Source organism: Aureivirga sp. CE67 (assembly GCF_015767245.1).
In the GTDB taxonomy this organism is placed as follows: Bacteria; Bacteroidota; Bacteroidia; order Flavobacteriales; family Flavobacteriaceae; genus Aureivirga.
In genome coordinates this window covers 403,718-426,046 of record NZ_JADOTV010000002.1, presented here as the reverse complement: position 1 = coordinate 426,046, position 22,329 = coordinate 403,718, and the positions used below count along the sequence as shown (strand labels likewise).

Annotated in this window: 12 protein-coding genes; 4 read left to right on the top strand and 8 right to left on the bottom strand. The window is 31.2% G+C overall.

The features are described from left to right. The first annotated feature begins 18 nt into the window (after positions 1–18). Positions 19–405, top strand: a complete 387-nt coding sequence (locus I0K12_RS05705; RefSeq protein ID WP_196886066.1) for a nucleoside triphosphate pyrophosphohydrolase family protein — start codon at positions 19–21, stop codon at positions 403–405. Between the two features lie 55 nt (positions 406–460). Here I0K12_RS05705 and I0K12_RS05700 read toward each other — a convergent pair whose 3' ends face one another. The 8 genes from I0K12_RS05700 to I0K12_RS05665 all read right to left on the bottom strand — a co-directional run bounded on the left by I0K12_RS05700 (position 461) and on the right by I0K12_RS05665 (position 17,479). Next, positions 461–1,009 carry a thioredoxin family protein gene (locus I0K12_RS05700; RefSeq protein WP_196886064.1) on the bottom strand — a complete coding sequence of 183 codons (549 nt, stop codon included), beginning with the start codon at positions 1,007–1,009 and terminating at the stop codon, positions 461–463. A gap of 132 nt (positions 1,010–1,141) precedes the next feature. After that, a complete protein-coding gene (locus I0K12_RS05695; RefSeq protein ID WP_196886062.1) occupies positions 1,142–3,250 on the bottom strand; it encodes a peptide MFS transporter in 2,109 nt (702 codons plus the stop codon). Between the two features lie 36 nt (positions 3,251–3,286). Then, positions 3,287–4,825, bottom strand: a complete 1,539-nt coding sequence (locus I0K12_RS05690; protein ID WP_196886060.1) for a peptide MFS transporter — start codon at positions 4,823–4,825, stop codon at positions 3,287–3,289. A gap of 95 nt (positions 4,826–4,920) precedes the next feature. After that, entirely contained in the window at positions 4,921–7,077 is a 2,157-nt protein-coding gene (locus I0K12_RS05685; protein ID WP_196886058.1) for a S9 family peptidase, read from the bottom strand. 235 nt (positions 7,078–7,312) lie between these two features. Further along, positions 7,313–8,896, bottom strand: coding sequence for a glutaminase A (gene glsA, locus I0K12_RS05680; RefSeq protein ID WP_196886056.1), 1,584 nt, complete (start codon positions 8,894–8,896; stop codon positions 7,313–7,315). A gap of 721 nt (positions 8,897–9,617) precedes the next feature. Further along, positions 9,618–11,528, bottom strand: a complete 1,911-nt coding sequence (locus I0K12_RS05675) for an OmpA family protein (RefSeq protein WP_196886054.1) — start codon at positions 11,526–11,528, stop codon at positions 9,618–9,620. Position 11,529: 1 nt separating this feature from the next. Beyond that, a complete protein-coding gene (locus I0K12_RS05670; protein ID WP_196886053.1) occupies positions 11,530–12,447 on the bottom strand; it encodes a type IX secretion system membrane protein PorP/SprF in 918 nt (305 codons plus the stop codon). A gap of 4 nt (positions 12,448–12,451) precedes the next feature. Beyond that, on the bottom strand, positions 12,452–17,479 hold the full coding sequence (locus tag I0K12_RS05665; protein ID WP_196886051.1) for a gliding motility-associated C-terminal domain-containing protein: 5,028 nt from the start codon (positions 17,477–17,479) through the stop codon (positions 12,452–12,454). Positions 17,480–17,846: 367 nt separating this feature from the next. On the opposite strand from I0K12_RS05665, the gene lpdA reads away from it, so the two are divergent. The 3 genes from lpdA to I0K12_RS05650 all read left to right on the top strand — a co-directional run bounded on the left by lpdA (position 17,847) and on the right by I0K12_RS05650 (position 22,318). Next, positions 17,847–19,250, top strand: a complete 1,404-nt coding sequence (lpdA, locus tag I0K12_RS05660; RefSeq protein ID WP_196886049.1) for a dihydrolipoyl dehydrogenase — start codon at positions 17,847–17,849, stop codon at positions 19,248–19,250. 501 nt (positions 19,251–19,751) lie between these two features. Continuing rightward, positions 19,752–19,982 carry a chaperone NapD gene (locus tag I0K12_RS05655; RefSeq protein WP_196886047.1) on the top strand — a complete coding sequence of 77 codons (231 nt, stop codon included), beginning with the start codon at positions 19,752–19,754 and terminating at the stop codon, positions 19,980–19,982. 14 nt (positions 19,983–19,996) lie between these two features. After that, a complete protein-coding gene (locus tag I0K12_RS05650; RefSeq protein ID WP_196886045.1) occupies positions 19,997–22,318 on the top strand; it encodes a molybdopterin-dependent oxidoreductase in 2,322 nt (773 codons plus the stop codon). Positions 22,319–22,329 lie beyond the last annotated feature (11 nt).

Here is a 22,329-nt window from a genome sequence, read left to right as displayed (position 1 = left end):
AACTTGAATTACTTATAAATGAAAAAACAACTAAACGCAGTAAAAGACTTTCACAATGCTTTTGGACAAGATGTGAATGTGGAGCCAACTTCTACAATTTCTAAAGAACTTATAGAACTTCGTTATAAATTAATGAAGGAAGAAAATGAAGAATATTATGAAGCTGCAAAAAACAACGACTTAGTAGAAGTTGCAGATGCTCTTGGAGATATGCTTTATATTCTTTGTGGAACAATGCTTACACATGGTATGCAAAGTAAAATTGAAGAAGTTTTTGACGAAATACAGCGAAGTAACATGAGTAAATTAGGAGAAGACGGAAAGCCAATTTATCGTGAGGATGGAAAAGTTTTAAAGGGTCCTAATTATTTTAAGCCTAACTTAAAAGAAATCATTGAAAAATAATCTCAATAAAAAAGCTCCTTATAATAGGAGCTTTTTTTATTTTTTTAGTTTTTTTTTATTTAAAAGCAGGTACAAATGATTCTCTGTACTTCATAAATTCTTCTTTTGATTTAATTTCTTTATACTTGTCTGTAGCTAAAAACTTAAGGATAAATTCTAATTGTTGCGGAGATTTATAACCTCTTTCATTCATTAAAACACTTCCTTCTTCATTAAAGAAAATAATTGTTGGATAAGCCGAAATTTTCAAGGCTCTAGAAAACTCATGAGAGCTATTTCTAGAATTCTTTCTTGATTCTTGATATCCAGGATTGGTAAATTTAGTTCCCTTATAATTTACTTCTTCTTTTCCTTGTGCGTTGAATTTAACTGCATAAAAATTCTTATTTACATAAGCTACAACATCAGGATTTTGAAAAGTATTTTTATCTAGCATTTTACAAGGCCCACACCATACTGTATATGCATCCATCATGATTTTCTTTGGTTCTTTTTTCTGAGCTTCTAAAGCTTCGTCTACTGTCATCCAATTGATTTCAGCATGTTGTGCAAATGAACCAAGAGACAATAAAGATATAAACAGAAATAAAATTGTTTTTTTCATTGATTAAAAATTTAATATTAAAGTAGTCGTTTTTCTTTCACAATTTTTACATGGCCAATATAGTATAAAAAAATGAAAACGCCTTAAAACTAAATTTAAGACGTTTTCTTTTAATGTTATATTTAACTGATGTTATTTAACACCGTGCATTAATTTCTTAATTACTGGGTTTAATAGTAAAATTACTAAACCTGCAACGATTGGTACAATTGTAAAAATTAAGAAGAAAACAGATAATGAATATTCTTCTGTAATTTTTTCAATCTGACTACCTAATACAGCTGCTAATTTATTTCCAATTGCAATTGCTAAATACCACATACCAAACATAAATGCAATCATTCTTGCAGGTACTAATTTAGACACATAGGAAAGTCCTACAGGAGATAAACAAAGTTCTCCTAACGTATGGAATAGATAAGCTAAAATTAACCAAATCATACTTACTTTAACTCCATCTTGTAATCCGTAAGATCCGAATGCTAATAATCCAAATCCTACTGCCATAATAATCAATCCTAAAGCATATTTAGTAGCAGCTGAAGGGTTATATTTACTATCCCACCATTTTGAGAACATCGATGCAAATGCAATAATGAAGAATGAGTTTAAGATACTAAACCAAGATACTGTAATTTCAACTTCATTATCTTTAATTTGTGTAACTTTTGCATTTACAACAGCATGATCAACTCCAAGCTCCGCAGCTCTATCATAAGCTAACTGTAATCTCTCAGCATCTAAATAACCAAAACTAGAATTATCTTTATCTTTTGTGATAATTTTTACATCTTGGTGCATTGTTAACTCAACTGGCTCTGCAATAGACGCAGTTTTTTCAATAATTTTATATTCTGGTTTCACTTCCATGTCATGTGACATTGGAACTTGTGAATACATTAACTTTCCTTCATCATCTTTTTGATGAATACCATCTTTCATTACTGGCATTTCAACAACTTTATAAGAAACGTCATATGAACTAGTAGAAAAATCTCTATTTAACATCCATCCAACAATTACCCATACTCCAGCAAAACAAATTGCTAAAACAATGTTTGACCCAGGAATTTTTTTCCAAGTTCTTTTTGCTAGTAAAATTAATACCCAAGTTATAATACCTAAAGGAATTAATGTCAATAATGCATTAATGATATTATAAATTAAAGCTGAATTCCCTGTTAAGCTTCTGTTTACAGAATCTCTAGCGAATAGTACTAATGAAGTTGCTCCTTGCTCAAATGACATCCAGAAGAAAACTGTAAAGAATGCAAAAATAATTACAGCAATCATTCTATCACGAACAACTCTTGTATAACGAGAAATACGTGTAATAACTAAGTATAAGAATAAAACTAAACCAAATAAAGCCATTACATATTGCCCACTGATTCCTCCAATTTCAAATGGGAATAAATCAATATTTCCAATCTTAGACAATGGATCATTAATTGCATATCCTAAACCAATTACAGAAGTGATTACAATTAAAACTTTATCAATTAAAGTGAATGGATTTAATTTATCTCCATTTTCATCAACTTGAGGAGCAGCTTTAGATTTAGTTTCAACTGTCTCTTCTTTTTTAACTTTTGAAGGAACATCTCCAATTTTACCAAATAAAGGTTTTGCTAACCAGAATTGTAAAGTACCTAATAACATAAATACTCCAGCAAGTCCGAATCCCCAGCTCCATCCTACTTTCTCAGCTAAGTAACCACAAAGCAACATTCCGAAGAATGCTCCAGCATTTACTCCCATATAGAAAATAGTAAAAGCTCCATCTTTTTTCTCTGGTAATTCTTTATACATTTCAGAGATAATAGAAGTCATGTTCGGTTTAAAGAATCCTGTACCAATAACTAATAATCCTAAACCAACATACAACCAAAATTCTGTTTCAATCGCCATGGCGGCGTGTCCTAGAGTCATAACAATTGCTCCAATAACAACTGCCCATCTATATCCTGTAAATTTATCTGCAACAACTCCTCCAACAATTGGTGTTAGATAAAGAAGCATCGCATAAGTTCCAAACAATGCTCCTGCATTTTCAGCTGTCCACTCCCATCCTGGGTTATACCCAACCAATGCCATTGTTAAGAAGTTAATTAATAATACTCTCATTCCGTAGAAAGAGAATCGTTCCCACATCTCTGTGAAGAACAGAACGAATAAACCAGCTGGGTGGCCTAAAACGTTTGAATCAAAAAAATTAGGTTTACTACTCTCCGTACTCATATCGTATATTTCTATATTTTATTCTTCTATTTCTATTTAATGTGCTATTTCTTTCTCGTGATCTTCTGCTCCGTGTGTCAATCTTTTCAATGGCTTAATTAATAAAACTACTAATAAACCGAAGATAACTGTAAATCCTGTAATTCCAGCAAAAATTGCATATTCCCCTAACTCAGATGCACTTTCACCTAAAAGTCCTGCTACTTTGTTTCCTAATCCTGTAGATGCAAAATAAACTCCCATCATTAAAGAAACATATTTTACAGGTGCTAATTTTGTAATAAAAGATAATGCTACTGGTGAAGCACAAAGTTCTCCAATGGTATGTAATAAATAAGCAAATACTAACCAATACATATCTGAAGACCCTAGAGCTTCATAATCTCTTACAGCAAAAATCATGAAAACAAATCCAAGCCCCATGATAATTGTTCCTATTCCCATTTTAAATAAAGAAGAAGCTTCTTTACCTTTTAATTTTCTCTTCGCCCAATAATTTGCTATAAGTGTTGCAAAAATGATGATAAACCCAGCATTTAATCCTTGGAAAACTGCTGTTGGAATTTCAAAAAGACCAAAGAAATTACGGTCTGTTTTTTCTTCAGTATAAATACTCATCAATCCTCCAGCTTGCTCAAAAGCTCCCCAGAAAACGATAACAATTAAGAATGAAAGTAATAAAACTAAGAATCTATCTTTCATTACTTTTGTTGTTAATTCTTTATAAATCATCATTAACATTCCTGCGATTAATCCAATAAAAATAAATAATGCTGTGAATGCCCAGCTGTCATTCCCTTCATAAGTAAATCCAGCATAAACTCCATAAGCACAGATTAATGCAACAATCCCTAACTGTAATGGTGATCTTAATAAATCCGCAAAAATTTGACCAAGAGAAGAATCCTCTCCTTTATCTGAAGCTTTAATTTCCGATGGTTTATTTCCAACATGAACTAAATATTTTTGACCAAAAATGTAAACTAATAATCCTAATAACATTCCAATTCCTGCTAAACCAAATCCTGCATGCCATCCGTAAACAGCAGCTGTAACTCCAACAGTTGTTGTTGCTAATAAAGATCCTAAGTTAATCCCAATATAGAAAATACTAAATCCTTTATCTCTTCGAATGTCTCCTTTTTTATAAAGACCTCCAACCATTGTAGAAATATTTGGTTTCAATAAACCTACTCCTAGAATTACTAATCCAAGACCTGTATAAAATGCCCAATCTTGCTCAATTGCTAAAACTCCATGTCCTGCTACTAAAATCCAAGCTCCTACAAGTACTGATTTTTTTTGTCCAAGCCACTTGTCTGCAATTAGTCCTCCAGGAATTGAAACTAGATAAACTAACATCGTATACCAACCATATAATGCTAAAGCTTCTCCTTTACTCCATCCTAAACCTGGGTTTTCTCCCATGGTTTCAGCAACCATATATAAAGTTAATAAAGCACGCATTCCATAATATGAAAAACGCTCCCACATTTCTGTGAAGAATAAAATATATAATCCTATTGGATGTCCAAAGAGTTCTCTTTCATGGACTTTAATAGCGGTATTCGACATATTTCTATAATGTATTTTTAATTAATATTTCATTTTAAAACAAAAGAAAGTGATTTCAGCCTTTTCAGCTCAAATCACTTTACTTTTTCATGCTTTTATAAATTTTGGCGAACAAAATTAGTCATTTTTTTATAAAGGTGTAAACGTGTATTTTTCCCTCTATAAATTCCGTGTGTTCTGTCTGGATAAATCTCTGAATCATAAGGAACATCCGCATAAATCATCGCATTAATCATACGCATTGTGTTTTGCACATGTACATTATCATCTCCACTTCCGTGAATTAATAAATACTTTCCTTTCATCTGATCTACAAAGTTAATTGGCGAGTTATCATCATATCCACTTGGGTTTTCTTGTGGAGTTCTCATGTATCTTTCCGTGTAAATACTATCGTAAAAACGCCAAGAAGTTACTGGAGCAACAGCGATTGCCATTTTGAAAATATCATTTCCTTTTAACAAACAGTTTGAAGACATAAATCCTCCGAAACTCCATCCCCAGATTCCGATTCTATTTTCATCGATAAAGTTTTCTTTTGCAAAAATCTTCGCTGAAGCAATTTGATCGATAACCTCGTATTTTCCTAATTCTTTGTAAGTAACTTTTTTGAAATCTCTTCCTTTGTACCCTGTTCCTCTTGGATCTACACAAGCAACAATATATCCTTCTGAAGCTAGCATATAATACCAATAATCGTTAGAACTGTTCCATCTGTTTGCAACTTGTTGAGAACCTGGTCCAGAATATTGGAACATTAAAAGTGGATATTTTTTATTTGGATCAAAATCTTTTGGCTTAATCATCCAAGCGTTTAATTCTGTGTCATCTGTTTTAACAGTAAAGAATTCTTTTGTTCCAATGTTGAAATTTGCTAATTTGTTAGCTAAGTTTTTATTGTCTTTTACATGCTTTAATTTCTTCCCTTTAGCATCATATAAATCAAACTCTAAAGGTGTTGTAGCATCTGAAAAATCATTGATAAAATAGTTTAAGTTCTTACTAAAAGAAGCACTATTTGTTCCGATTTTCTCACTTAATTTCTTCTTCGATTTTCCGTTTAACTTAATGTTATAAACAGTTCTATTAATCGAACCTTCTTCTACAGATTGGTAAAAAATTCTTTTTAATTTCTCGTTGTATCCGTAGTAATTTGTAACATCCCAGTCTCCTGAAGTTACTTGTTTCTTTAACTTTCCATCTTTTGCATAGTGGTAAATGTGGTTGTGTCCACTTCTATCACTTGTCCAAACAAAACTTCCGTCTTTTAAAAACTCAAAGTTTAAATCTGTCACTTCGATATAAGCTTTATCCGTTTCATGTAAAACTGGCTTTGCATCGAAAGTTGTAGCATCGATAAAGAATAAGTTTAAGTCATTTTGATGACGATTTAAAGTAATCGCTGTTAATTTATTCGCATCGTTTGACCACTTCATTCTTGGAATATATTCGTAATCTCCTAATGAAATTTTTGTAGCTTCTTTATTTCCTAAATTATAAATATGAAGTGAAACAACAGAGTTATTTTCTCCAGCTTTTGGATATTTAAAAACTTGTTGTGTTGGATATAATTTATCTCCGTAAATGTCCATTGAAAACTCAGGAACATCTGTTTCATCAAAACGGATAAATGCAATATTTTTACTATCAGCACTCCAGTCAAAAGCTCTTACGAAAGCAAATTCTTCTTCGTAAACCCAGTCTGTAATTCCGTTGATAATTCTATTTTTCTTTCCGTCTGTAGTAACTTGTGTTGTTTTTCCTGTTGTAAAATCTTTAATGAAGATATTATTGTTTTTTACATAAGCAACTTTCTTGCTATCAGGAGAAAAAGTTGGTTCTTGGATTTTTGCTTCGTCTACTAATTCTAATTTTTGAGAATTAATATCATAAACATAAAAATAAGCCAAAGATGAATGTCTGTAAATCGGCTCAGACTCTGTTCCAAGAATTAATTTTGTTTCATCGTTGTTGAATTCGTAACTATCGAAGTAATTTAATTGTTGTAAATCATTAGAATTTACGATAGTTTCTACTTTTTCTAGCGTTTTGTATGAATATTTATCAACAGAAGTACTTCTACTTGCTCTATCAAAGTTCAACAAAGTATAAAAGTCTCCGTTCATTGAGTTTAAAGAGTTTAGATAATCTTGTCTAAATTCTCCACCCCAAATTTCTTCAAGTGTTATATCTCTTTTTTGTGCTGTAGCTACGGTAGTTATAGCTAGTAAAAACAAAAATAGTTTCTTCATTTTATAATTTTTAAAAAAATAATGCCAAGTTTAAGAAATTTTAATGGTTTTTTAGCATTAAAAATCGAAAAATTTGTGCAAGAAACTATTTTTGAATGTTATTTTTTATCAATGAATTACTTCTTGTCTGTAATTCAAAATATAATATTTACTAAATTTATTCTGTTTATATTATTTTTTAGCTTTTTGATTTCATTTTTTACAATAAAATCACCCAGAAAAATATGTAATGATTTTACTTCATTTTCTTTTTATCCTTAAGTACCATCGCTTCTTCTAAAATTTTGATAATTTCTTTATTTTCACCTCTAATTGCATCATTTAAAGGCGTATTTCCCCAACGATCCTCACAATCTATCTGTACTTTTTTGTCTAATAAATATTTCACAATTTCCAACTGATTCTCGGAAGCTGCTAAATGCAAAGCTGTTCTTCCATCATAATCGGAACTATTTAAAGACATTCCTTCTGCTTCTAATCTTTGAATTTCATTCAAATCTCCAAATCCTGCGGCATACATGAGGTTAATTAATTTATTCACCTTAGTTTCGTGTTTTCTCTTACGAGGATCGATTTTTGAAGTCTGTTCCATCAATGAATCATACATATGGAAATTAAATTTATCAATCAATTTTTTACAAAATTCTACACCACGAACACTATTTCCCATTTTATCCAAACGAGGTGACCAAATACTAATTCCCATCACATTCGGAATAACTACCAATAATGAACCTGAAACTCCTGATTTTGCAGGAACTCCAACTCTAAAAGCAAACTCTCCTGAAAAATCATACATTCCACAAGAAGACATTAAAGACATACAATGACGAACTGTATTTTCATTAAAAATTGCTTCTCCTGTTAACGGATTGAGTCCTGAATTTGCAAAGGTAGCAGCAGCTATAGAAAGATTCTCCGTACATGACTCGATAGAACAACATTGAAAATAAAACTCTAAAGTTTCTGTCAAATCTGTTTTTGGCATAAAAGCTTTGTTTTCTCTCATGAAATAAGCCAGAGCAAAATTCCTATCTGCAGTTTGTCTTTCTGATAAATAAACGGAATTATTAAACTGCACTGACCTATCTCCGCATAAATGTTTCCAAACAGAAGAAATATGCTCAAAACGATCTGCTATAGGACTATTTCTTTTGATTAAAGAACAAGCCATAATTGCTCCGGCATTAATCATCGGATTATGTGGTAAACCTTTATGATTTAAAGAAAGCTCATTGAAAGATCGTCCACTTGGCTCTCTCCCAATATGCTTATGAACTGTTTCTTCTCCAAGTTCTTCCATTGCAATACAATAATTTATCGGCTTACAAGTGGATTGTACACAAAAATTATCTTTTGAATCTCCAATCGAAAATCGTTGTCCATCCACTGTACAAATAGATAATGCAAAATGTTCTGGATTTACACGGGCTAGCTGCGGAATATAATCTGCTATTTCTCCTTTTTTATTCTTTTCTACTTCGTAGTAAATTTTCTCTATTTCTTTACAAAAATCTTTAAAATCTGGAATAATCAAATCTCTATACAAAGCTCTTCGTACTAAATTATCTTGTTTCCCTAATTTTAAAAATAATTCTTTATCTATCCCTTTTTCTGTAACTGATTTTTTCAGGGCTATTCTGAATTCTTTCAATCGAATATCATCTTCTAGAATTCCCATTTTCTTTAACTTTCTCCAAAGAACATCCGGACTTATAAATCCTTCATTATTTTTATCCAACTGCCTAAAAAGAGAATCTGCTGCTTTTTGTTCAAAAGAGCTTAAATCCTCAATTTTCTTACTTCTTGATTTTTCCATGAATTTGGGGTTTGGTCTTATTCTTATCTAAAATTACCTCTTATTATAAAAATAAAATTTTAACAATAGTCCAATTAACATGTTTTTAACGACAGTAAATTTTAAATATTTGTAATTTTCATAAGCAAAATAAAAAGCCATTCATAAAAAAGTTTGGTTTATCGCCCTTACAATAATGAACCAAATCAGTTTCAGAATGACTAGATTTTAAAAAGCAATCATTCCTCATAATCGATTAGTCGCCCCCACAACGTAATTTTCTTTTATTTTAGAATGATTGCATATATTGTAACAGCCTAGTTTTGTCGCCCCCACAACGTTTTTTATAACTAAGCTGTTTCTATTTTCTTTTAAAAACAGTCATCCCTCATAATCGATTAGTCGCCCCCACAACGTAATGCTCTTTTATTCCAGAATGACTGCGTATATCGTAACAGCCTAGTCGTTTTGTCGCCCCCACAACGTTTATTAATAACTAAGCTGTTCCTGTTTTCTTTTAAAAACAGTCATTCCTCATAATCGATTAGTCGCCCCCACAACGTAATGCTCTTTTATTCCAGAATGACTGCATATATCGTAACAGCCTAGTCGTTTTGTCGCCCCCACAACGTTTTTTTATAACTAAGCTGTTCCTATTTTCTTTTAAAAACAGTCATCCCTCATAATCGATTAGTCGCCCCCACAACGTAATGTTCTTTTATTCTAGAATGACTGTATATTTTTATTTCATTTTAGTAATGATAAATTCGGTTCTTCTATTTATATCATGTTGTTTATCATCACATTTTACTTCATTATCACATTGATTCAATAAAAGTGTTTCTCCAAAACCATCAAACGATTCAATTCTATCTTTTGAAACACCATTTTTAACCAAATAATCATAAGTAGATTTTGCTCGACGTTTTGACAACTTCATGTTATAATTATCATTTCCTCGACTATCTGTGTGTGATTCTAATTTGATTTTCATCTTAGGATATTTACCCAACATTAGAGCTATAATTTTATCCAATTCTTCAGCAGCATCTTTTCTTATATACGATTTATTCAAATCGAAATAAATTGTATTTAAATCCACCAATAATCTAATATCTTCAATTGGTTTCAAATAAACATTTCGTTCTATTTCATTTATTCTTTTATCTATTTTTGTTGAAATCTCTACTTTACTTGTTGCAAATTTCTTCTTTGAAATATTCAAATTATACACTTGACCTCTTTCAACTTCAACATTATAATTTCCTAAACTATCTGTTTTAACTAATAACTCATTTTCATCATCTAGTCTAATTTTCACTTCGGCATTTACAATCAATTCTTCATTAATTGCATCCAACACTTTTCCTTTTATATAGAGAGGTTTCACTACAATTTCTCTTTCGTATTTGTAAATATCATCTGAACCAACACCACCTTCTCTATTAGAAGAAAAATACCCTGAGCTATCCGAAACTTTGAAATAAGCAAAATCATCTGCAGGGCTATTTATTGGAGATCCAAGATTTAGAATATTTACAATTTCATTTTCTTCATTTTTTATAGTTGAAAAAATATCCAATTGCCCAAAACCTAAATGTCCGTCTGAAGAGAAATACAACTTTTCATTTTCACTGATAAACGGAAACATTTCATTTCCTTCTGTATTGATAATATCTCCTAGGTTTTCTGGTTCTCCCAAACTTCCGTCAAACTTAACTTCTGCCTTATAAATATCAACTTCTCCAAAACCTCCAGGCATATTTGAGGAAAAATAAATTGTTTGCCCATCATTACTCAATGCAGGATGTCCAACAGAATATTCATCGCTATTAAAACTAATTTCTTTAATATTTGTCCACTTACCAGCAATTAGTTCTGCAGAAAAGAGTTTTAAATTCGAAACACCATTTTTATCTTTTTTTAATTTTTTATGGTAATTATTTCGAGTAAAATACATTCGTTTCCCATCTTTTGTAATCGCAACATTTCCTTCATGATATTTTGTATTCACTTCTCCTCGAATTCCATTTATTTTTCTACCTAAAGAATCTGAAGTCATTTCATAAATATCTAAAAAAGGTTCTTCGTTCCAAGCGAATTTCCTTTTTATAGCAACACCAGTATCTCTTGCTGAAGTGAAATAAATAGTATTTTCATGTTTAAAAATTCCAAAATCGCTGAATTTTGTATTAAAATCTTCTAATTCGACTTTGTAAATCTTTGAATCGTCAATAATTATTTCTCCATTATTTTCAGTGGCATAAAATTCTTTTACACGTAATTCGTCTGGAAACTTTTCAGCATATTTCTCAAACCACTTTTTAGACTCTTCGTACTTTTCAACACTTTTTAGAGCTTGTGCATAATTGTAATAATAGATAGGACTGATTCCTTCTTGATTTATTATTTTTTGATAATATTTCTCGGCTTGATCCGCTTTTCGAAGCAACATATAAATATCCCCCAAACGTTTATTAGTTTCAACATTTAAAGAATCTTTTTCTAAAATTTTCAAATAGACTTTTTGTGCTTTAATAAACTTCAAATCTTGAAAATTATTATCAGCTATTCTCAATTGCCTTTTTTGAGCACAAATAGTAATCGATACTAAGAAAAATAAAATACTAATATGTCTAATCTTTAATCTCATCTTAAAAATACCTTGGGGATCTAAATTTATTTTTCAAAAATTTGAATTCAAAAATCATCAAAACTTCATGTGTTCCTGATGTATATCTTTCTATATCTGTAACAGGATATTCATAAGCATAACCTATTCGTAAATTTTTAGCCAACTGCAAATCCATCATTGCACCAACAGCATCTCTAAAACGATAAGCCATTCCTAACCATAATTTTTCATGAATTAAAAAATTCCCAGACACATCTAAACTTATTGGTGTATTCTTAGAATATTTTACCATTGCTGAAGGTTTGAATTTTAATTTTTCTCCTAAAGAAAAAACATAACCTCCTAACAGATAATAATGTAATCTTTCTTTTGCTAATAATTCATTTTCTGATTTATAATCATGGTCTATCAATCTTGGAGAAGAAAGTCCTACATACCAATCATTAGTATGAAACAAAATTCCTGCTCCCATATTCGGATTCCATTTATTCACTTTTTTTTGAAAATAAATATCATTCGCAACATCTGCATCTGCTAGAAACTCTGCATCCAATCCATAATAAGTAGCTCCAGCTTTTAGCCCTAAAGAACATTTTAAATCATTTTCAAATTTAAAAGTATAAGACAAATCTCCATAAGCGTAAATAAAGCGTTCAAATCCTAAATTATCAACAATTACAGAACCTCCAATTCCGATTTTCTGATTCTTCAAAGGTGAATTCATAGAAACCGTTTGTGTATTTGGTCCATCTTGAAGTCCTACCCACTGAAATCTTCCAAGCGCCACAATATTCAAAGAACCTCTACTTCCAGCATAAGCAGGATTTACAGAAATTGTATTGTACATATATTCCGTAAATTGAGGCAACTGTTGTGCTTGTGAGTTTAAAAAGAAACCCCAAATCAAAATTATTAATATGTTTTTTAGTAACCTCATCTTTTTATTTTACACCTAAATAGATATATCCTTGATATTCTTTTTCCATATGATTTTTTAATCTCACGACATAGTAATAAGTTCCGCTTGAAAGCTGTCTTTTATTTCCTATTGTCCATTTTCCGTTTGAAATTCCATTCCAGTTATTTTTATAATCCTTGGAAGAAAACACATTATTTCCCCATCGATTATAAATCTCTAATTCTACAACAACCTCATCACAACTTTCCAATCCTAAAACTTGGAAATATTCATTTACACCATCCCCATTTGGCGTCACTGCTTTTGTAATATCTACTTCTAAGTTTTCGCAATCTTCTTGCTCACAATCCTCATAAAATTCGACTGTTATTACATAAGTATTTCTACAAACTCCTTCTGAATACTTATATAAAAATTGGTAGTCATTTATTTCAATATTCTCAAAACTGATAATTCCATTTGAAATAATTGATTCTGAATTCATAGAAATCCACTCTCCATCTTCTTTCTCATTTGGTAAAAGATGATTCAAGTTTAAGCTTTGACTTTCTTGATTTAAACAAATTCTTACATCATCCAGATTTTCTTCTTCTCCTATCACAGTAATTGTTTGCGTAAAACTTGAAGTATTTCCACATAAATCAATTACTTCCCAATTTTTTATTATTTCTAAAGAATTGTTTGATAATTCATTTTCTAGTTCTGAGTAATTAACTGTCAATTCTTCACTTCCACAATTATCTGTAAACTCCATTTCTTCTAATTCCGAAAGATCTTCACAATAGATAGTATACTCTTCCTCAAAATCAGAAAGAACAGTTGGAGCTTCTGTATCTTCTATTACAAATGTTATTTCTACATCTTCAATATTCTGACAAGTATCTTCCACTGTATAATTCACTGTTATACTTCCCATTTCACCGCAATCTGTGATAAAATTCGATAAACTAAAATCACTTTCAATACTTACTAAGCCACAAGCATCTTCGGCACATAATTCTAACATTTCAATATTTGTTTCATGCCATTCATTGATCAAAGCTTCTTTACTTCCCTCAAAACAATCAACTACTGTATTTTCAATATTACATAATGCTAAAGAAGGTGGTATTTCGTCTATAATTGTAATTGTTCTTGTATGTGTTGTTTGATTCCCGCAACTATCTTCAATTAACCAATGTTGCAAAATTGTTCCTTCTACATCACATTCAGAAGTATTTGGTACCATTGCATCTTCTACAAATTCCATATTCGCTGTAATATCTCCCATACAATTATCCATCGCAGAAAAATCTTCGTCTACTGCTGGGATTGTTTCATTGCATGAAATCGTTATATCTTCAGGAATATTAAGGAATAAAGGAGCTTCTTGATCCTCAACTGTTATTGTCTGATTATGTTCTGCTGCATTTCCACATGAATCCGTTATAATCCATGTTCTAGTAATTGTATAATTACAATCTTCTATAGGTATTGTATTTTCTTCAAAACTAATGACAACTTCTGAGCAAGAATCTGAAGCTTCTATAATTGGAACTTCGGGAATATCTTCACAAGAAACTGTTATATCTTCTGGTAAATCCGATGTAAATTCTGGTGCTAAAGTATCTTCTACTGTAATATTTTGTGTGTATTCTGAACTATTTCCACAAACATCTGTTGCTGTCCAAACTCTTGTTATTGTATAAACACAGTCAGAAATTTCATTGCTTGTTTCACTAAAATCAATGACAATTTCCGAACAAGAATCTGAAGCTTCTACAGTTGGAACTTCTAGGATATCTTCACAAGAAACAGTAATATCTTCTGGTAAATCCGATGTAAATTCTGGTGCTAAAGTATCTTCTACTGTTATAATTTGTGAATATTCCGAACTATTCCCACAAGTATCTGTTGCTGTCCAAACTCTGGTTAATGTATAAACACAGTCTGAAACTTCATTGGTTGTTTCATTAAAATCAATGACAACTTCTGTACAAGTATCCGAAGCTTCTAAAGTTGGAATTTCGGGGATATTTTCACAAGAAATGGTAATATCTTCTGGTAAATCAGAACTAAAATCTGGTGCTAAAATATCTTCTACTGTTATAATTTGTGAATATTCCGAACTATTTCCACAAATATCCGTTGCTGTCCAAACTCTGGTTAATGTATAAACACAGTCTGAAACTTCATTGGTTGTTTCATTAAAATCTATGACAACTTCTGAGCAAGAATCTGAAGCTTCTAAGATTGGTACTTGTGGGATATCTTCACAAGAAACTATTATATCTTCTGGTAATTCAGAACTAAACTCTGGTGCTAAAGTATCTTCTACTGTAACAGTTTGTATATATTCCGAACTATTTCCACAAATATTTGTAGCTGTCCAAACTCTTGTTATTGTATAAACACAGTCAGAAACTTCATTGGTTGTTTCACTAAAATCAATGACAACTTCCGAACAAGAATCTAAAGCTTCTAAAGTTGGAACTTCTGGAATATCTTCACAAGAAACGGTAATATCTTCTGGTAATTCAGAACTAAACTCTGGAGATAAAGTATCTTCTACTGTTATAATTTGTGTGTGTTCCAAACTATTTCCGCAAACATCTGTTACTGTCCAAACTCTTGCTACTGTAAAAATACAAGATGAAACTTCATTGGTTGTTTCACTAAAATCTATGACAACTTCTGAACAAGAATCCGAAACTTCTAAAGTTGGAACTTCGGGGATATTTTCACAAGAAACTGTTATATCTTCTGGCAAATCAGAACTAAACTCTGGTGCTAAAGTATCTTCTACTGTAACAGTTTGAATATGTTCCGAACTGTTTCCACAAACATCTGTTGCTGTCCAAACTCTGGTTAATGTATAAACACATTCGGAAACTTCATTACTTGTTTCATTAAAATCAATGACAACTTCCGAACAAGAATCTAAAGCTTCTACAATTGGAACTTCTGGGATATTTTCACAAGAAACGGTAATATCTTCTGGTAAATCTGAACTGAATTCTGGTGCAATTGTATCATTTATCAAATAAACTTGATCACAAACAATAACCGATTCTGAATTAACATCAAAAATTCCATCTAGATTATCATCTTTTATAATTGTATATTTTCTAATCAATTGCTTTTGACAATCTGTAACTGTCGTCCATATATCTTCAGAAGAAATCTGAATATTTTGACAAAAATTAGAGTTGGTTTCAAAACCTAATAAAATTAATTCTTCAATATTTGTAGCCGGATTTGGAATATCTTCTTCACAAGACAAATCAATTGTAGAGCTAGTACATGCTAAATCAAAATGACAACATTCTTCAATTGTAATTTCTTTTTGAACATTTTTCACCAATCCAGTTGCATCTATAACTTCTAGTTTTACAATTTTTATTCCTGAACTTGTAAAAACTATAGGTTCTGGATTCTCATCTGTACTTAAAATTGGTACACCATCTGGTAAAAACTCCCAATTAAAAGAATATGGTTCTATACCTCCAGAAATTTGACTTGAAAGATCTAAAATCTCATTTTCTTGATCTTCACATTTTTTTTCATAACTAAAATCAACAGATAATGTAGGGGTTATCTGAATAACTTCCGTCCAATAATTAAATCTTCCACAGGAATCTTCCACTTTTAAAGTTATCAAACAACTTTCTACACCAAAAGGCACTTCGAAAGTTGTATTCGCAGAGAACGGACTAGAAAAATCGCCCCCACAACTACTAGTCCATTCAAACGAATAATTATTTTCTTCTATCTCATTAATATTTGCATCTAAATTCAATATTGCTCCTTCTTCAACTACTTCTGGAACAATGGAATTCATCGTAATTTCTATTTGATTTTCTAAACCAGATTTTAAAATAAAATTACCTAAAAGTCTTGCTGCTGCTACATCTTCTTCTTCAGTTCCTTGATTAATTTTATGAGAAGCTTCATACATAACCATTCCCGCATTTTCATCTCCATAAGCTCTACCAAAAACAACTAAACTTGCTGGACCTGGAGATAGTACTGGAAAATTTGTTCCTCCAACTACTTGAGGATGTAAATCATCAGTAACAAATAATTTCGTAGAACTTCGCCAACCTGCTTGTTTTGGCATATAAATTCTTTCAGAACCATTAGAAAAGGCTCCATCCATCGTACCGATTAATTGTGTAAATGGGCTCCCTCCTAAATCACTGTTATAACTATAATCTCCTGAATTTTGATTATTATGTTTTTGAATATCACAGCCATTTTCTTTTTTCCAAGGAACTAAACCGCCATTAGACAAAAAGTTCAAATCTGATTCACAAGCATTTTCTTCTAAAGAATTTGTATATGTTTCCAAAGCACTCACCGAATGACAACCTGCCCATAAATAACCTCCTTGCTGCACAAAATTCTTTAAAACTCCTATTCGTTCCAAAGTCCATTTATGTGGATCTGCATGCGGTAAAACATAAACATCATCACAAGATGCATTCAAATCTTCTGGTGATGCATTATAAAAGTAGGATTCTTCTGGTAAATTTGCTTTATCAATAAAAACTTGTTTGATCACTTGATCATTTTCTTCATCTAAAACAATTTTCGGAAAACTTGTAATTTTATCATAAACAGAAACTTCAAAATTTCCTGTAACATAAGTAATCACAACGCCTTCAGACTCCCAATTATTCAATAAAGTGGATGTAATTGTAGAATTGTCAATAAACTCTTTTGAAATAATAAAAACACTTCCTTTATAACTTGTGTTTTCTATACTAAAATCTTCTTCTCCGTAATTTTTTTCTTGGCTAAAAGCCCAATAAACAGGAATTCCATTTGAAACCAAATCATAGACCATTCCGTAAGGTTTCAAACCATTATCATAAGTTTGTGGTTCTACTCCAAGATTCACAACTGCTGTACCTGTTTCGAAAGTAAGATTATATGGAAAGTTTTGAGCATTAATCTCAAATGAGAAAAGAATGAATAAAATAAAAAGCTCCTTCAGAAAAGTCTTTTTCCAAAGAAATTTAAGCATCACTAAGATGCTTCCCCACTTTTGCATTTCTATTTTATTCATTAATAAATTATTTAATCTCCAAAGGATTTCTAAATCCCAATTTTTTAACTTCTATTATTTTCTAACAACATTGAATCAGAGTAAAAATTACCTTCTGTGGGGTAGAAAGAATTTTTATCACACTCACGAAGCAAATATAACATAACAGTTTGATTATCTGATATTTAAATCATTGATTTTCAAAAAATAACGATTTTCAGTGATTCTTTAATCTATTTCAGTTATCCTGTTTTTTAGCATAAATAATTAATTTATAAAAAGCTTTACATAATTAGATTTCTCTCCTTTTTGAAAAAAAAGGAACTTATCTCTCTTTAATTTCCCGAATTATTTATTTTTGTATCTATTAAATTTTTGAAAAAATATTATGAACAAATATGATGTGGCTGTAATTGGTTCTGGTCCTGGTGGCTATGTTGCAGCAATTAGATGTGCTCAATTAGGATTGAAAACAGCAATTATTGAAAAATATTCAACTTTAGGTGGAACATGTTTAAATGTTGGATGTATTCCTTCAAAAGCTTTGTTAGATTCTTCTCACCATTATCATGATGCAGTGCATCATTTCGAAAAACACGGAATTGGTGTTGATGGATTAAAAGTAGATTTAGCTCAAATGATTTCTCGTAAAGACGAAGTTGTTGAACAAACTACTGGAGGAATTGATTTCTTGATGAAGAAAAACAATATTGATGTTTACCAAGGAATTGGAAGCTTTAAAGATGCTACAAATATCAATATCACAAAAGAAGACGGAAGTATTGAAACTATTGAGTCTGCAAAAACTATTATTGCAACAGGTTCTAAACCTTCTTCACTTCCATTTATTACTTTAGATAAAGAAAGAGTAATTACTTCAACGGAAGCTTTAAAATTAAAAGAAATTCCAAAACACATGATTGTTATCGGTGGTGGAGTTATCGGGTTAGAGCTTGGATCTGTATATAAAAGATTAGGAGCTGAAGTTTCTGTTGTAGAATTCATGCCAACAATTATCCCTACTATGGATAAAATGTTAGCAAAAGAATTACAAAAATCATTAAAGAAACAAGGTGTAAAATTCTATACTTCTCATAAAGTAACTTCTGTTACAAACAATGGTGATGAAGTTGTAGTTACTGCTGATGATAAAAAAGGAAATCCAGTAGAATTTAAAGGAGATTATGTTTTAGTTTCTGTTGGAAGAAGACCTTTTACAGATGGTTTAGGATTAGATAATGTTGGAATCAACGTTAACCAAAGAGGACAAATCGAAACTAACGATCACTTACAAACAAATGTTTCTAATATCTATGCTATTGGAGATGTTGTAAAAGGAGCAATGTTAGCACACAAAGCGGAAGAAGAAGGAACTATGGTTGCTGAATTCATCGCTGGACAAAAACCTCATATCAACTATAACCTAATACCTGGAGTTGTTTATACTTGGCCAGAAGTTGCTGCTGTTGGTAAAACAGAAGAGCAATTAAAAGAAGAAGGTATTGCTTACAAATCTGGAAGTTTCCCAATGAGAGCTTTAGGTAGAGCAAGAGCTAGTATGGATATTGAAGGACAAGTAAAAGTTTTAGCTGATAAAGAAACAGATGAAATTTTAGGAGTTCACATGATTGGAGCAAGAGCTGCAGATATGATTGCTGAAGCTGTTGTAGCAATGGAATTTAGGGCATCTGCTGAAGATGTTTCTAGAATGTCACATGCGCACCCAACATTTACAGAAGCAATTAAAGAAGCTTGTTTAGCTGCTACGGATAATAGACCAATCCACAGCTAAAATTTTCTTCAAAATACTAATAAAAAACACTCTAAAAATCATTCATTTTTTAGGGTGTTTTTTTATGCCTTTTTTCTACACTTTTTAGACTAGTTTTCACATTTGAAATCCCTACAAAATCCATAGTTTTTTTCTGTTTTTTGATTTTCAAAATATGACATATCTCATAAAAAGAGAAAATAGTCCTCTATTCTTTAATTCAGCTCACCATCTCACAAACAATCTTATTTTTAACATATCATTATTATTAAAGGTTAAATTTTGTTAAAATAAAATATTTTAAACTTAAATTTTATCAAATGTTAATTTATTTTTATTTAGACTTAATTTAAATATGCTTTTTTAGATTTTCTACAAGACAATAAACGGATTAATTTGAGTAATTTAACTACACAATTATTGAAATTATCACGACAAAAAATGGATTTTTTCAGTCCAAAATACAAGTCCATTTCAACACTGATTTTGATGATTTTTTAAACTAAATAAAATATCAATATCATGCCTATCAAAAGTTATATCGCATATCCTTCTGAGGGAAAAAGACAAGAACTGATTGAAGCACTAAAAGAATTTGAAGAGTGTGAGGTAATTCCATCTGAAAATCACAAAATAATTATTGTGGTAACAGAAACAGACTCCAAGGAAGAAGAAAAAGTAATGGAAGCGAAATTAAAAGAAGTAAATAGTTTAATGATGCTATCAATGGTAGCAGGTTTTGACACAAATTAATAAAACGAAAAACTATGTATAAACAAACAGAAGATCGTAGATCATTTCTTAAGAAAATGGCAATTCTTTCCGCTGTTACTACGGCTACAGCAATGTTCCCTGGAATTTTATTTGCTGAAGAACAAACAAAAAACTTACCTGTTGGAGATTTAGAATGGAAAAAAGCTCCATGTAGATTTTGTGGTGTAGGATGTGGTGTGAAAGTTGGAATTGAAAATGGAAAAGCAGTTGCTGTTAAGGGAGATCCAAATTCTACAGTAAATAAAGGACTTTGTTGTGTGAAAGGGTATCACGCAGTAATTTCAATGTATGGAAAAGACAGACTTACCAAACCTTTAGTCAAGAAAAACGGAAAATATGTAGAAACGAGTATGAAAGAAGCTCTTGATTTGGTTGCTTCCAAACTGAAAGAAACTCGTGAACAACATGGAAATGATAGTGTTTCAATATATGGTTCTGGACAATGGACAATTCCTGATGGATATGTTGCCTCTAAATTTTTTAAAGGTTGTTTAAGTACCAACAATGTGGAAGCAAATGCAAGACTTTGTATGGCTGGTGCAGTTGGTGGGTTCTTAACAACTTTTGGAATTGACGAACCAATGGGTTGTTATGAAGATATTGATCATGCAGATGTTTTCGTTTTATGGGGAAATAATATGGCAGAAATGCACCCTGTTCTTTTTTCTAGACTTTTAGACCAAAAATATAAAAGAAAAGCAGTTATAATAGATTTTGCGACTAGAACGACTAGGACAAGTGTTGCTGCTAATAAATCTATTCTTTTTAAACCTCAAACAGATCTTGCTGTAGCTAATGCTATTTGTCATGAAATTTTAAGAAATGGTTGGGAAAATAAAGAATTTGTATCTAAGTACTGTAATCTTAGTAAAGGTAAAACTAACATTGGTTATGGTCTTGAAGATAAATTTAAATTTAAAGAAGAGGCTAGTGCAATAAATCTTGATGAATTTAAAAAATTCTTAGAAGATTATACTCCTGAAAAAGTTGAAAAAATATCAGGTGTATCTGCTAAAGATATTAAATATATGGCATCTCTTTATGGGGATCCTAATAAAAAAGTTACCTCTTTCTGGTGTATGGGAATGAACCAACATACTCGTGCAACTTGGATTAATAATTTAGTTTATAACATTCACTTATTAACTGGGAAAATATCAACTCCTGGAAATAGTCCATTTTCTCTAACTGGACAACCAAGTGCTTGTGGTACTGTTCGTGAGGTTGGAACACTTACAAATAGACTTCCTTATGGTGTAGTAATGAATCCTAAACATAGAGAAAAAGCAGCTAAAATTTGGAATGTTCCAGTATCAAATATTCCACCAAAACCTACCTATCATACAGTAGAAATGTTTAGAGCTTTAGATAGAGGTGATATTAAATTTATGTGGATTCAGGTCACAAACCCAATGGTTACATTACCAAATGTAAATAGATATACAGATGCCGCTAAAAAAGAAGGACGTTTTATAGTTGTTTCGGATATTTATCCAACACCTACTACAGATATAGCAGATGTTATTCTACCTTCTGCAATGTGGGTAGAAAGAGAAGGTTTATTCGGAAATTCGGAAAGAAGAACACAATATTTCGAACAAATGGTAAACCCTCCTGGTGAATGTATGAGTGATACTTGGCAGTTAATTGAAGTTGCTAGAAGATTAGGTTTCCAAGAACAATTCCCATATAAGGAAGAAACACATATTGAAGAAATCTATAATGAATATAGACAATTCCATAATAATAAAAAACATAACATGGCGCCTTTAGAGGTTCTTAAAGAAGAAGCTGGAATGCAATGGCCTTATGTAGATGGAAAACCAACACAATGGCGTTTTAATGCTAAGTATGATCCTGCTTGTACAAAAGAAGGTTTTGATTTTTATGGTAAACCTGATGGAAAAGCTATTATATGGCAACGTCCTTATGAAGCTCCACCAGAAGTTCCTACAGAAGAATTTCCTTTTTGGTTAAATACTGGTCGTGTTCTTGAACATTGGCATACAGGATCTATGACAAGAAGAATTCCTGTTCTAAATAGAGCTGTACCACATGCTTATGTTGAATTAAATCCAGTGGATGCTAAGAGATTAGGTATCTCAGACGGTGATATGGTTTTATTAACTTCAAAAAGAGGAAAACTTAAAATGCCTGCACTAATTAATGGTAGAGGTTTACCACCTGTTGGACAAGTTTTTACTCCTTTCTTTGACGAAAATATGTTAGTAAATAAACTAACTCTTGATGCTTACGATCCTATTTCTAAGCAACCAGATTATAAGAAGTGTGCTGTAAGAGTTGAAAAGGCCTAACCCTCAAATCA